We start from the raw sequence: 13,685 nt of genomic DNA on the forward strand, positions 1-13,685 counted from the left end.
CATGGCGGAGGATCACCCCAGGCGCCAGGAGATGGTGAACGAGCTGCACGCGCGGCCGTTCCCGACGCTGCGTGCGCCGTGCCGGGCGGTGTATCTGGCGCTGCTGCCGCCCGAGGACGCGGCCCAGCGCGACCGGGCGGACGACATCGCCCAGCTTCGCGCGCTGATCCAGGCGCAGGGCGGGCAGTCGCCGGCGGACGGGGTGGGGCATTTCACCACCCCGATGGGCCGCGCCACGCTGAAGTGGGAGAGCCATACCGAGTTCGTCACCTACGCCGCCTTCACCGACGGCCCCTCGGCCCGCGCCTTCGATCCTGCCGACGCCGAGGTGTTCCCCGCCGACTGGCAGGCCGCCGCGCCGGGCCGGCGCATCGCCGCCGTGCAGGTGCGCGTCGAGCCGCTGCCCGAGGACGGCGAGGCCGGCGTGGTGGCGCGGCTGGAGGAGTGGCTGAGCCCCGACAGCCTCGCCGTCTCCTGGGTGCTGGGGGGGGACGCGGCGGTGGCGAGCGACTTCCGCCTGGACCCCTCGGGCTTCATGCGGGTGGCGGTCTTCGTGAAGCGGGGCGTGGGCGAGCGGCGGGTGGGCCGGATCGTGCAGCAGGCGGTGGAGATCGAGATCTACCGGGCGATGGCGATGCTGGGCCTGGCGCGGGCGCGCCTGCTGACGGCGCGGCTGAACGCGCTGGACCCGCGCCTGTCGGACCTGGTCGCGGCGATGTCGGGCGACGGCCGCGGGGCGGAGGAGACGCTGCACGACCTGCTGGCGATCTCGGCCGAGCTGGAGGCGCTGGCGGCGCGGCACTCGTTCCGCTTCGGCGCGACCTGGGCCTACGAGGCGATCGTGGCCCAGCGCATCGAGGCGCTGCGCGAGGAGCGGTTCCGCGGCCGCCAGACGCTGGGCGAGTTCATGCAGCGCCGCTTCGATCCGGCCATGCGCACCGCCCATTCCGCCGACAGGCGCATCGTGCAGATGTCCGAACGCGCCGCCCGCGCGGCGGAGCTGCTGCGCACCCGGGTGGACGTCGAGCGCTCGGCCCAGAACCAGGAGCTGCTGGCCTCGATGGACCGGCGGGCGGACCTGCAGCTTCGCCTGCAGCGCACGGTCGAGGGGCTGTCGGCGGTGGCGATCAGCTACTACGCGGTCAGCCTGCTGGGCTATCTGCTGGCGCCGGTCGCGAAGGCCGCCGGCGTGGACAAGACGGTGCTGCTGTCGGGGCTGGCGGTGGTGGTCTTCGTCGGCGTCTGGCTGATGGTGCGCGCGATCCGCAAGAAGATGCACTAGCGCAGGAGCGAGGGGACTTCAGGCGCGGGCCTCGGCCAGCAGCCCCTCGACCATGCCCTCGTAGCCGCCGCCGAACAGGCGCAGGTGCACGATGGCGGGCCAGAGCTGGTAGACCGGCCGCCGCTCGGCCGCGCCGGGATCGAGGGCGCCGTAGCCCGCGGCGAACTGGGGGCCGGGGGCGCCGAACAGGGTCAGCATCGCCAGGTCCACCTCGCCGGGGCCGTGGCAGCAGGCGGGGTCCACCAGGCCGCTGAGCCGCCCGCCCGAGGCCAGCAGGTTGCCGCTCCACAGATCGCCGTGGAGCAGGCCGGGCAGGGGGCGGCGGGGCAGACGCTCGGGCAGGGAGGCGGCCAGCCGCTCCAGCCGGCGGGCGAGGGCGGGGGCGAGGCGCGGGGCCTCGGCCAGCAGGCGCCGCTCCCCCCAGAAGGCGGGCCAGTCGAGCGCCGGGTCGGCGTTGGCGGGGATCGCCACGGGGCCGAAGGCGTAGGGCTCGGGCCAGCCGTAGGCGGGGCCGGGCGTCTCGTGCAGGCGGCGCAGCATGCGGCCGAGACCGCGCCAGCCCTCGTCGGAGAAGCCGCCGTCCTCGGGCAGCGCCTCGAGCGCGAGGGTGGAGTCGGAGGCGCCCAGGACCTCGGGCGTCGGGGCGCCGGCGGCGCGCAGGGCGACGAGCATCCGCGCCTCGGTGCGCGGGGCGGGGCCGGTCTTGGCCACGATCCTCCGCCCGTCGTCGAGCTCCACCAGGACCGCGAGGTTGAGGTCGCCGCCGGGCAGCCGGCGCCAGCCGTCGAGCCGCGCGCCCAGCAGCGCCGCGGCCTCCCGCGCCAGGGCCAGGCCGCCGGAAGAGGGGGCGCCGATGGTCACGGGCGCGGAGGGCCGGGCAGGGCGTGGGGGACGGCCGGGGCCGTGCGGTGCGCGTCGGACATGGTCGGACCCTCTGCGTCGCTGCGGGAGGCGGGGTCGCCGCCGTACGGGGCGGCGGGTCGGCCGATCATCGAAAACGTCGGCGCGTGTGGCAATGATTCAGTTCTATTTAAGGACCGTTCATCGCGCTCCGTCGGACCGGGTTGGGGCCTGGGCCGGGGCCCGGCCGGCGTCAGCGCGGGCGGCGGCGGGAGTCGCGGTCGCCCTGCTCGTCCGGGCCGCGGTTGGGCAGCAGCGCCTGGAAGGCCTGGTTCATCGCCCGCGCGAAGCCCGCGTCGCGCGGCCCCGCCGTGGCGGTGCTGCGCACGAGGACCGAGCTCAGCTCCCGCTCGCCCCGGCAGTAGGCGACCAGCGCCTCGAGCGCGCCGTCGGAGCGGGCGGCGCCGGTCGTGGCGGGGCCGCGGCAGCCGGAAAGGCGCTCGGCGGGGTTGAAGGCGACCACCACCCGCGTCTCGTGGCGCGCGTTCGGCGCCAGGACGAAGGGGCTGGAGCCGAAGCGGGCCGGCAGGGTCATCGCCGCGGCCACCTCGGCGGGGGAGGCGCCGTCGGGCGGCGCGCCGCGCAGTTCGAGCGGCATGGGCGCGCCGCGGAAGACCTGGCGGGGATCGTAGGCGGTGTCGATCATCGGCGTGGTGACCGAGGTCCAGCCCTCGCCCCCCGTCCCGCCCGCGCAGCCCGCCAGCGCCAGGGCCGCCGGCGCGAGGAGCGCGATGGGGAGCGCGCGACGGACGGGGCGGCGGATGGGGCGGCGGCGCGGGGATCGGCCGAGGGTCATGGCGAAGGCTCCTTCCTGCGCGCGACGCGCCGGGGCGGCGGCCGGGCGCGTCAGTTCTGCGCGCCGCGTCCCAGCACGCCCGACATCAGCTCCCCCAGCCGGGCGGAGACCCAGTCGGCGTCGAGGTCTCCCGAGCGGCGGGCCCGGATCCGCCCCTCGGCCAGCGCCGTGTCGCGCAGGCAAAGGGCGAGCGAGGCGGTGAACCGGTCCGCGAGCGGGGCCTGCGCCTCGATCGGCGCCTCGGCGGCGCAGAGGACGTCGCCCTCGACCGGGGTCTCGGGATTGAAGATCACGGCGAGGCGCAGGAGCCGCCCGTGTTCCGAGCGCGCCCAGCCCCCCGGCGCGACCGGGGGCAGGTCGAGCGCCTGGGGCAGCCCCTCGGGCATCCGGAACAGGCCCGCGACCTCTGCCGGGTCCAGGTTGGGCAGGGGGGCGTTGTGCGGCTCGACCGCGACGCGGCCGGGGCGCAGAAGGGAGGCGTCGTATTCCGGGCGCAGCTCGACGCCGGTGATCTCGACGTCCGAGGCCTCCGAGTCGCAGGCCGCCGCCGCCAGCGCCGCCAGCAGGACGGCCGCGAGCGGCCCCCGGCGGCGGGCGCGGGCGAGGGCGCGGCGATCAGACATCCAGGTCCTCGGCGAAGCGGGCGTTCTCCTGGATGAACTGGAAGCGCAGCTCGGCCTTGCGGCCCATCAGGCGTTCCACCAGCGCCGAGGTCTCGCCCTGTTCGCCGGGCTCGTCCTCGTCGATGGTCACCCGGATCAGGGTCCGGGTCTTGGGGTCCATCGTGGTTTCCTTGAGCTGCCTGGGCATCATCTCGCCCAGGCCCTTGAAGCGACCCACGTCGATCTTGCCGCGGCCCTTGGCGAAGACGGTCTCGAGCAGCTCCTCGCGGTGGGCGTCGTCGCGGGCGTAGAGGGTGCGGCCGCCCTGGGTCATCCGGTAGAGCGGGGGCGCGGCCAGGAACAGGCGGCCCGCGTCGACCAGCGGGCGCATCTGGCGGAAGAAGAAGGTCATCAGCAGGGACGCGATATGCGCCCCGTCCACGTCCGCGTCGGTCATGATGATCACGCGCTCGTAGCGCAGATCCTCGAGGTTGAAGCGCGAGCCGGGGGAGACGCCGAGCGCCTGGCAGAGGTCCTGCAGCTCCTGGTTCTGGGCGAGCTTCTCGACGGAGGCGTTGGCCACGTTGAGGATCTTGCCCCGCAGCGGCAGCACCGCCTGGGTCTTGCGGTCGCGCGCCTGCTTGGCGGAGCCGCCGGCGCTGTCGCCCTCGACCAGGAAGATCTCGGAGTTGTTGCGCGCGCTGTCGGAGCAGTCCGCCAGCTTGCCGGGCAGGCGCAGCTTCTTGGTGGCGGTCTTGCGCTGGGTCTCCTTCTCCTGCCGCCGCCGCACGCGCTCCTCGGCGCGGAGCATGGCGAAGTCGAGGATGGCGCCGGCGCGCTTGGGGTCGGCGGCGAGCCAGGTGTCGAAGCGGTCGCGCACCGCGTTCTCGGCCAGGCGGGCGGCCTCGGTGGTGGCGAGGCGGTCCTTGGTCTGGCCGACGAACTCCGGCTCGCGGATGAAGATCGAGATCATCGCGCAGGCGGCGCCCTGCACGTCCTCGCGCGTCAGCATCGCGGCCTTCTTCACCGAGGCGAGCTCGCCATAGGCGCGCAGGCCCTTCAGCACGGCGGCCCAGAAGCCCTGCTCATGGGTGCCGCCCTCGGGCGTGGGGACGGTGTTGCAGTAGGAGGAGACGAAGCCGTCGCGCGCCGGCGTCCAGTTCACCGCCCATTCGACCGAGCCGGGGGTGTCGGGGCCGAACTTCTCGACGAAGTCGACCTTGCCGGCGAAGGGCTGGTCGGCGCAGCAGGGCGCGCCGGCGAGGCTTTCGGCCAGGTAGTCGGCGAGGCCGCCGGGGAAGTGGAAGACCGCCTCGGCGGGGGTGTCGTCGCCCTCCTTCAGCAGTTCGGGCGCGCATTTCCAGCGGATCTCGACGCCCGAGAAGAGATAGGCCTTCGAGCGGGCCATCTTCATCAGCCGCGCGGGCTTCAGCGCCGCGCGGGGGCCGAAGATCTCGGCGTCGGGGTGGAAGATCACGGTGGTGCCGCGGCGGTTGGGGGCGGGGCCCACCTGCTCGACCGGGCCCTGCGGGATCCCGCGGGAGAAGGACTGCCGCCACAGCACCTTGTTGCGCGCCACCTCGACCGTCAGCGCGTCCGAGAGCGCGTTGACCACCGACACGCCGACGCCGTGCAGGCCGCCCGAGGTCTGGTAGGCCTTGCCCGAGAACTTGCCCCCCGCGTGCAGCGTGCACAGGATCACCTCCAGCGCGGACTTGCCGGGGAAGCGGGGGTGGGGATCGACCGGGATGCCGCGGCCGTTGTCGCGCACCTGGCACGATCCGTCGGCCAGCAGCTCCAGCTCGATGCGGTTGGCGTGGCCGGCGACGGCCTCGTCCATCGAGTTGTCCAGCACCTCGGCGACGAGGTGATGCAGCGCGCGTTCGTCGGTGCCGCCGACATACATGCCGGGGCGCTTGCGGACGGGTTCCAGCCCCTCGAGCACCTCGATGGAGGAGGCGTCGTAGGACTCGGTCGCGTCGGCGCCGGCGAAGAGGTCTTCGCCCGCCGTCTTGCCGGCGGTCTTGCGCGCGGGCTCGGCCATGGAGTTGGGTCCTGCTCGGTTCGTGTGATTTGGCGCGGAGTATCGCGCGCGGAGGGCCGCGGGATCAATGGGCGGCATGCGCGCAGAGGCTGCATCTGGGCGTCTGCGGCGTGAAAACCGCGAAATGTAGAGGCGGCGCGACGACGGGTCCCCGCCGCGCGGGGCGCTCAGGCCCCCGCCCAGAGATAGAGGCGCCCGCCCCCGGTCTTGCGGCCCGCGTCCGTGAGCCCCGGCAGCCGGCCGGCGCGCACGGCGTCGAGGAAGGCGTGGCCCAGCCTCACCCGCTCGCCGATGCCCAGCTTCTCCCAGCCGGGGCCCCAGAGTTCGGCGAAATGGACGGGACCGGCGGGGCGCTCGGCCAGCGCGCGGCGCAGGCGGGGGAGGTCGTCGTCGAGCTGCAAGGTCAGGGGCCGGGATGGCGGTCGAGGAACCCCTCGAGCGCCGCGTCGAAGGCCTCGGGCTGCTCGGCGTTGATCGAATGGCCGCCCTCGAGGTCCACGATCTCGAGGTCCGGGATCGCGGCGCGGGCGTGGGGGAGGTGGGTCTGGAAGCGCTTCTCCCACCGGCCGTTGACCAGCAGGGTCGGGGGGCGGAGCTCCGACAGGCGGGCCTTCACGGCGACGGAGGGCAGCAGCGCCTCCATCGCCAGCGCGCAGGCCTCGGGGTCCAGCAGCTGGGCGTCGGCCATCAGGCGGGCCTTGGTCTCGGCCGGGTAGCGGGTGGCCTTGGAGGGGTGGACGCGGGTCCGGGGCAGGCCCGTGCGCCCGCCGGCGCGGATCTCGGCGGCGGCGGCGCGCCGCTCTGCGATGCGGGCGGGGTCGCCCGCGACCGTCATCACGGCGCCGGAGTTGGTGAAGGCGTGGGCGAACACCGCCTCAGGGTGGGCGAGCACGTAGGCGACCGAGACGCCGGCCCCCATGCTCTGCCCGCAGACATGCCAGCGGGCGACGCCCAGCCGCTCGCGCAGCGCCTCGAAGGCGGCGAAGTAGCGGGGGGCCTCGTAGGCGGCGGGATCGGTCGGGGCGGCGGAGCGGCCGTGGCCCAGCAGCTCCACCACCGCCACGCGTCGGCGGCGCGAGAGGCGCGGGAGGTTGCCGTGCCACTGCGCACGGCTGGCCATGAAGCCGTGGACCAGCAGCAGGGGCGGCGTCCGCGGGTCGGCCGCGGGGTCGGTCGGGCCGTGCAGGTCCACGTGCAGGCCGTGGACGTGAAAGGACTCGGGCTCGCGCGCGGGCTCCGCGCCGGCGGCGGCGCGGCAGGCGGTCTGCATGAAGGGCTCCCTGTCTCGGTTCCGGTTTCCTGCGGGGCCGATCCCGGGGCGGGATCAGCCGGGGGGCGCCTCCTCGGGCGCGGGGGCCTCCAGCGCGCCGATGGCGAGGGGGGGCCGGATCTCCCGCAAGAGCTTGCGCTTCATCGCCTCGGCGTAGTCGCCGTAGTCCTCGGCCACCTCGGCGAAGGCGCCGACGCCCTTGATCACCATCGTCTCGAAATAGCGCACCAGTTGCGGGCGCGCGACGCCGCCCACGACCAGGGCGTTCACCGTCACGTCGTCCATGGGGAAGCTGGAATAGGCGGTCATCGGCTCGTAGCCGTCGTTGTTGGCGCCGTCGCCGGATACGTCGAGAACCCGCCGCTCGCACTCCTGCACGTCGTCGAGCAGACGGGAGGCGAAGCCGATCGCGTGGCCCAGCGCGGTGGGATAGTCCGAGTGGCTGCGCACGGCGGTGCGCACGCGGGCGGCCAGTTCGTCGATCGCCTGGGGCGAGGTCATCGGGCGCCAGTCGGCGACCAGCGCGTGCTGCCAGCGGCCGGACCATTCGTAGACGGCGATGCGCACCTCGCCCGTGCCGGGATCGAGCAGCGCCTCCTTCACGTCCGGGTCCTCGAGCGCCTCGGCCAGGCCCCGGGCCTGGAGCGCGTATTCCCCCTCGTCCACCGAGGAGGAGACGTCGAGCGCCAGCGCCAGCCCCAGCGCGCAGGCGGCCGATGCCGGCGCGGCGAGCCCCGCGACGAGCCCCGCCGCGACCAGGGCGAGGCGCGCGCCCCGCCCCCCCGGTTTTCGCCGGCCGCCGTCTTCGCGCCGGGCGGAGCCGGCGTGGGCGCGGAGGCGGGCGAGGGGGAGCGGGGCCATCGTCATCGGCGGGTCACCAGGTTCCGGTGTTCTCCATGCTGGCCCAGGGCTCCTGGACCGGCAGCGCGTCGCCCATCTGCAGCAGCTCGATCGAGACGCCGTCGGGGCTTTTCACGAAGGCCATGCGGCCCTCGCGCGGGGGGCGGTTGATGGTGACGCCGGCGGCCTGCAGCTTCTCGCACATCTCGTAGATGTTCTCGACCGAGTAGGCGAGGTGGCCGAAGTTGCGGCCCGAGCCGTAATCCTCGTCCGAGCCCCAGTTGTAGGTCAGCTCCACCTGCGCCTCCTCCTGCCCCGGGGGGGCCAGGAACACGAGCGTGAACTTGCCGGCCTCGTTGTCGATGCGGCGCACCTCCTTCAGGCCCAGCAGGTCGCAATAGAACGCCTTCGAGGCGTCTATATCCTTAACGCGGACCATGGTGTGGAGGTATTTGATCTGCATATGGGGGTTCCTTCTGTCGTGGGCGCCAGATATGGATGGGCGACGACTCGGCCGCCGCCGACGCCCGCACGTTTTGCCTCGGGGACAATCTATGACGCTCAGCCCGGAACAACAGGCCGAAATCGAGGCCGCGCGCGCGCAGACCCGCCCGACGCTGCGTCCGGTGGCCGAGGGGATCGAGGGGCTGCTGTATTCGGCGATCCCGGTGCTGGACCACGGCTTCGTGCGCGTGGTCGACTACATGGGCGACGACGCGGCCATCGTGCAGGCGGCGCGGGTCAGCTACGGCGCCGGCACGCGCAAGGCGCGCGACGACCGCGGGCTGATCCGCTACCTGATGCGGCACTGGCACTCGACCCCCTTCGAGATGTGCGAGATCAAGCTGCACGTGAAGCTGCCGATCTTCGTGGCCCGCCAGTGGATCCGCCACCGCACCGCCAACGTGAACGAGTATTCGGCCCGCTACTCGATCCTCGACCGGGAATTCTACATTCCCGCGCCCGAGCACCTGGCCGCGCAGAGCAGCTCCAACCGCCAGGGCCGCGGCGCGACCCTGCAGGGGGAGGAGGCGGAGACCGTGCTGCGGATGCTGCGCGACGACGCGGGGCGCGGCTACGACCACTACCAGTGGATGCTGAACGAGGACGCCGAGGGGAACCCCGCGGACGCGGACCGCGCGGGGCTCGCGCGGGAGCTTGCGCGGATGAACCTGACGGCGAACGTCTACACCCAGTGGTACTGGAAGATCGACCTGCACAACCTCTTCCACTTCCTGCGCCTGCGCGCCGACCCGCACGCCCAGTACGAGATCCGCGTCTACGCCGACGCGATGTGCGAGATCGCCAAGGCCTGGGTCCCCGCCGCCTACGAGGCGTTCGAGGAGTACCGCCTGGGCGCCGTGCAGCTCTCCGCCTCCGCCATGGCCTGCCTGCGCCGGATGCTGGCGGGCGAGACGGTCACGCAGGAGACGAGCGGCATGAGCGCGGGCGAGTGGCGCGAGTTCCAGGCGGCGCTGGCCGGCTGAGGCTCCCCGCACGTCATATATGAAGCGCCGCGCCGCCCCCGGGGCCGCGCTCCCCGATCCGGCGCGACGCCGGCCATGCCTCGCGGAGCGCCTGTTCCCCGGAGCCGTCCATCGCTGATGCCGAAAAGAGCGGCTCGGCGGGCGGGGTCAGGGATCGCGGAGCGACCCCGCGAAGCGGGGCTTGTCCTTGACCCCGCCCGCCGAGCCGCTCAGGCATCTTCAGCGATGGACGGCTGCGGGGAGCAGGCGCGGCCTTGTTCCCAGGTGAGTCCGGAAGCGGCCTTCCGGGCGGCCCCGAGGCCGCCCCCGCGCAGCGGCCAGCCGACGAGCCCCGCCTCGGAGGCCCGCTCTCGACGCTTTCAGGGCAGCTCCGCCTGGATCGCCAGCGCCGCGGCCGCCGGGTCGTCGGCCTGCCACACGGGTCGCCCCACCACGATATGATCCGCGCCGGCGCGCACCGCGGCGCCGGGCGTCGCGATCCGCTTCTGGTCGTCGAGCGCGCCGCCGGCCGGGCGGATGCCCGGGGTGACGATCAGCTTGCCCGCGCTCTGGGGCAGGGCGCGCAGGGCCGCGGCCTCCTGCGCGGAGGCGATGACGCCGTCGGCGCCGGCCTCCCAGGCGCGGGCCGCGCGCTCGACCACCAGGTCGGACACCTCGCCCGGCCGGATCAGCGCGGCGTCGAGGTCGGCGCGGTCGGAGCTGGTCAGCACCGTCACCGCCAGGATCTTCATGCCCGTCCCCGAGGCGCCGGCGGCGGCGGCGCGCACCACGCTGGGGTCGCCGTGGACGGTGAGGAAGTCGAGGTCGAAGCCCGCCAGGCGGCGCACCGCATGCTCGATCGTGGCGGGGATGTCGAAGAGCTTCATGTCGAGGAAGACGCGCTTGCCCGTCTCCTTCAGCTCCATCGCCGCGGCGAGCCCGCCGGTGGTCAGCATCCCCAGGCCGATCTTGTAGAAGGTGACCGAGTCCCCCAGCCGCCGGGCGAGGTCGAGCGCCGAGACCGCGTCGGGCACGTCGAGGGCCACGATCAGGCGGTCGCGGGGATCCGGTCCGGTCGCGGGCTTGCGCGTGGGGAAGGCGGCGACGGACATGGCGCGGCTCCTCTCTATATATACGGGGTCTGGCGGGACGCCTCTGGCGATACGCCCGCCCGCGCGAATCCGCAAGCTCAAGGTCTTGTGAGGGGGAAGAGCGCCGCCCATATCGGATACGAAACGGGGCGGGCCTTCGGGGCGCTCCGACAGATTGCAGGCCAGGCCGGGCGCGCCTCCGAGGAGGGCGCCCTGGGTCGAGGCGCTGATGAGGAGAGCGAGCATGAACTTGGAAAAGTTCACCGACCGCGCACGCGGGTTCGTCCAGGCGGCCCAGACCATCGCGATGCGCGAGAGCCACCAGAGGCTCACCCCCGACCATCTTCTGAAAGCCCTGATGGACGACGACCAGGGCTTCGCCAGCGCGCTGATCGCGCGGGCGGGCGGCGACGCGCAGAAGGTGCGCGCGGCCAACGACCTCGCCGTCGCCAAGCTGCCGAAGGTCCAGGGCGGGCAGGTCTATCTCGACCAGTCCTTCGCCCAGGTCGTCGACCAGGCCGAGCAGATGGCCAAGAAGGCCTCCGACAGCTTCGTCACCGTCGAGCGCCTGCTGACCGCGCTCGCCATCCAGAAGTCCGACGCCTCGAAGGCGCTGGCCGAGGGCGGCGTGACCGCTCAGGCCCTCAACAAGGTCATCGAGGACATGCGCAAGGGACGCACCGCCGACAGCGCCTCGGCCGAGGATCAGTTCGAGGCGCTCAAGAAGTACGCGCGCGACCTGACCGAGGCGGCCCGCGAGGGCAAGATCGACCCCGTCATCGGACGCGACGAGGAGATCCGCCGCTGCGTGCAGGTCCTCTCCCGCCGCACCAAGAACAACCCCGTGCTGATCGGCGAGCCCGGCGTCGGCAAGACCGCCATCGCCGAGGGCCTCGCCATGCGCATCGTCAACGGCGACGTGCCCGAGAGCCTGCAGGACAAGAAGCTGCTGAGCCTCGACATGGGCTCCCTGATCGCCGGCGCGAAGTATCGCGGCGAGTTCGAGGAGCGTCTGAAGGCGGTGCTGAACGAGGTGACCTCGTCCGACGGCGAGATCATCCTGTTCATCGACGAGATGCACACCCTCGTGGGCGCGGGCAAGTCGGACGGGGCGATGGACGCCTCGAACCTGCTGAAGCCGGCGCTGGCGCGGGGCGAGCTGCACTGCGTGGGCGCGACGACCCTCAATGAATACCGCAAGCACGTCGAGAAGGACGCGGCCCTGGCCCGTCGCTTCCAGCCGGTGTTCGTGACCGAGCCCTCGGTGGAGGACGCGATCTCGATCCTGCGCGGCATCAAGGAGAAGTACGAGGTCCACCACGGCGTGCGCATCTCCGACGCCGCGCTGGTGGCCGCGGCCACGCTTTCGAACCGCTACATCTCCGACCGCTTCCTGCCCGACAAGGCCATCGACCTGATGGACGAGGCCGCGTCCCGCCTGCGCATGGAGGTGGACAGCAAGCCCGAGGAGCTCGACCAGCTCGACCGCGACATCCTGCAGAAGCAGATCGAGGCCGAGGCCCTGAAGAAGGAGACCGACCAGGCCTCCCGCGATCGGCTGGAGAAGATCACCGCCGATCTCGCCCAGCTTCAGGAGCAGTCCGACGCGATGACCGCCCGCTGGCAGGCGGAGCGCGACAAGCTGCAGGGCTCGCGCGACCTGAAGGAGCAGCTCGACCACGCCCGCAACGAGCTGGAGACCGCCAAGCGGCGCGGCGACCTGGCCAAGGCCGGCGAGCTCGCCTACGGCGTGATCCCGGACCTGGAGAAGCGCCTCGCCGAGGCGGAGACCCAGGAGAGCAAGGACGTGATGGTCGAGGAGGCCGTGCTGCCTGAGCACGTCGCCGCCGTCGTCTCCCGCTGGACCGGCGTGCCGGTCGACAAGATGCTGGAGGGCGAGCGCGACAAGCTCCTGCGCATGGAAGAGGTGATCGGCGACCGCGTGGTCGGCCAGGACGAGGCGGTGCGCGCCGTCTCGAACGCGGTCCGGCGGGCGCGGGCGGGTCTGAGCGACCCCAACCGTCCCATCGGCTCGTTCCTGTTCCTGGGCCCGACGGGCGTGGGCAAGACCGAGCTGACCAAGGCGCTGGCCGAGTTCCTGTTCGACGACGACACGGCGATGGTGCGCATCGACATGAGCGAGTTCATGGAGAAGCACGCCGTGAGCCGCCTGATCGGCGCCCCTCCGGGCTACGTCGGCTATGACGAGGGCGGGGTGCTGACGGAAGCCGTGCGCCGGCGGCCCTACCAGGTCGTGCTCTTCGACGAGGTCGAGAAGGCGCACCCGGACGTGTTCAACGTCCTCCTCCAGGTCCTCGACGAGGGCCGGCTGACGGACGGGCAGGGCCGCACGGTCGACTTCCGGAACACGCTGGTGATCCTGACCTCGAACCTGGGCGCGGAGTTCCTGACCTCCCTGCCGGACGGGGCGCAGGCCTCGGACGCGCGGGAGGCGGTGATGGGCGCGGTGCGCGCGCATTTCCGGCCGGAGTTCCTGAACCGGCTCGACGAGATCGTCCTGTTCGAGCGGCTGAGCCGCGAGCACATGGACGGCATCGTGACGATCCAGCTCAAGGGGCTGGAGGCGCGGCTGGCGGATCGCAAGATCCACCTCGAGCTGGCCCCGCAGGCGCGGACCTGGCTGGCGGACCGGGGCTACGACCCGGTCTACGGCGCGCGCCCGCTGAAGCGGGTGATCCAGAAGGCCCTGCAGGACCCGCTGGCCGAGCGGCTGCTGGCCGGCACGATCCGGGACGGCGAGGTGGTGCCCGTGGGCGCCGGCCCCGACGGCCTGCTGATCGGGGACCGCGCGCGCGGCGCCTCGGCCGAGGCAGGGGCGACCCTGCACTGATCCGGGCCCGTCGGGCCTGAACGCGGGCGCGAGTCGGGACACCGACTCGCGCCCGACTCGTTTCCGGGGCCGGATTCGGCGCGGAGTCGGCGGGGAAGCCACGTCACCCGGGCGGGGGACGCAACGTCAGGACCGGGCGCCGAGTCGCCTCCGACCCCGTTTCGGCCCCCTGGCGCGGCCGGATTCGCCGTCCGCGCCCGGATCCGGTCGGCGAGGAGGGTCGGGCTGACCCAACGGCGATGGGCTTTCGGGCGGAAAATCGGCCGCCATGACATTTTTCTGACGAAGGCCTGTTGACGGCCCCCGGCCCATCCCTTAGATACCCGCTCACCGACGAGGGGCGCTGCTTCTCGGCCGGTTCAGCGGCAGCCGCGAGCGTCCAGAGCGTTCCGACAGGAACGAGCGGATGGGTTGTCGCCGGGCTCTTTGACATAGCGGGTTCTGGAAGGGACGTGCGGACGGTTCGGTTGTTGGGGATCTTTCCTGACGGTTTTGAAGTCTGCATGTCGCCTGCTGAGGAAGCTCTGATCTTTCGGGATTGGG

Annotated in this window: 12 protein-coding genes; 3 read left to right on the top strand and 9 right to left on the bottom strand. The window is 73.0% G+C overall.

All coding sequences use genetic code 11. The features are described from left to right. The first annotated feature begins 1 nt into the window (after position 1). The gene (locus P2H44_RS24100; RefSeq protein ID WP_275767850.1) at positions 2-1,282 is read left to right on the top strand and encodes a DUF3422 family protein; all 1,281 of its coding nucleotides are present in this window, start codon (positions 2-4) and stop codon (positions 1,280-1,282) included. Positions 1,283-1,300: 18 nt separating this feature from the next. Here the strand turns inward: P2H44_RS24100 and P2H44_RS24105 are convergent, their stop codons facing one another. The 8 genes from P2H44_RS24105 to P2H44_RS24140 form a co-directional block, all read right to left on the bottom strand. After that, the gene (locus P2H44_RS24105) at positions 1,301-2,143 is read right to left on the bottom strand and encodes a fructosamine kinase family protein (protein WP_275767852.1); all 843 of its coding nucleotides are present in this window, start codon (positions 2,141-2,143) and stop codon (positions 1,301-1,303) included. A 232-nt stretch (positions 2,144-2,375) separates the two neighbouring features. Continuing rightward, positions 2,376-2,978: a hypothetical protein gene (locus P2H44_RS24110; protein ID WP_275767854.1), complete on the bottom strand. Its 603-nt coding sequence runs from the start codon at positions 2,976-2,978 to the stop codon at positions 2,376-2,378. A 50-nt stretch (positions 2,979-3,028) separates the two neighbouring features. Beyond that, positions 3,029-3,601, bottom strand: coding sequence for a hypothetical protein (locus tag P2H44_RS24115; protein WP_275767856.1), 573 nt, complete (start codon positions 3,599-3,601; stop codon positions 3,029-3,031). Next, complete coding sequence (gene parE / locus P2H44_RS24120) at positions 3,594-5,624, bottom strand: DNA topoisomerase IV subunit B (protein ID WP_275767858.1); 2,031 nt, start codon at positions 5,622-5,624, stop codon at positions 3,594-3,596. The genes P2H44_RS24115 and parE overlap by 8 nt, the downstream gene beginning before the upstream one ends. Before the next feature lie 167 nt (positions 5,625-5,791). Beyond that, positions 5,792-6,025 (bottom strand): DUF1413 domain-containing protein, encoded by a 234-nt coding sequence (locus P2H44_RS24125; RefSeq protein WP_275767860.1) that lies wholly within the window; start codon positions 6,023-6,025, stop codon positions 5,792-5,794. 2 nt (positions 6,026-6,027) lie between these two features. Further along, positions 6,028-6,894 carry an alpha/beta fold hydrolase gene (locus tag P2H44_RS24130; RefSeq protein WP_275767862.1) on the bottom strand — a complete coding sequence of 289 codons (867 nt, stop codon included), beginning with the start codon at positions 6,892-6,894 and terminating at the stop codon, positions 6,028-6,030. A 54-nt stretch (positions 6,895-6,948) separates the two neighbouring features. Continuing rightward, a complete protein-coding gene (locus tag P2H44_RS24135) occupies positions 6,949-7,761 on the bottom strand; it encodes a DUF1194 domain-containing protein (protein ID WP_275767864.1) in 813 nt (270 codons plus the stop codon). A 7-nt stretch (positions 7,762-7,768) separates the two neighbouring features. After that, complete coding sequence (locus P2H44_RS24140; protein WP_275767866.1) at positions 7,769-8,197, bottom strand: VOC family protein; 429 nt, start codon at positions 8,195-8,197, stop codon at positions 7,769-7,771. 91 nt (positions 8,198-8,288) lie between these two features. Here P2H44_RS24140 and thyX point away from each other — a divergent pair, with 91 nt between their 5' ends. Then, complete coding sequence (gene thyX, locus P2H44_RS24145) at positions 8,289-9,221, top strand: FAD-dependent thymidylate synthase (RefSeq protein ID WP_275767868.1); 933 nt, start codon at positions 8,289-8,291, stop codon at positions 9,219-9,221. A gap of 359 nt (positions 9,222-9,580) precedes the next feature. Here thyX and pyrF read toward each other — a convergent pair whose 3' ends face one another. After that, positions 9,581-10,312: an orotidine-5'-phosphate decarboxylase gene (pyrF, locus tag P2H44_RS24150; protein ID WP_275767870.1), complete on the bottom strand. Its 732-nt coding sequence runs from the start codon at positions 10,310-10,312 to the stop codon at positions 9,581-9,583. 223 nt (positions 10,313-10,535) lie between these two features. On the opposite strand from pyrF, the gene clpB reads away from it, so the two are divergent. After that, on the top strand, positions 10,536-13,142 hold the full coding sequence (clpB, locus tag P2H44_RS24155; RefSeq protein WP_275767872.1) for an ATP-dependent chaperone ClpB: 2,607 nt from the start codon (positions 10,536-10,538) through the stop codon (positions 13,140-13,142). The last annotated feature ends 543 nt before the right edge of the window (positions 13,143-13,685 follow it).

Source organism: Albimonas marina (assembly GCF_029223255.1).
GTDB lineage: Bacteria > Pseudomonadota > Alphaproteobacteria > Rhodobacterales > Rhodobacteraceae > Albimonas.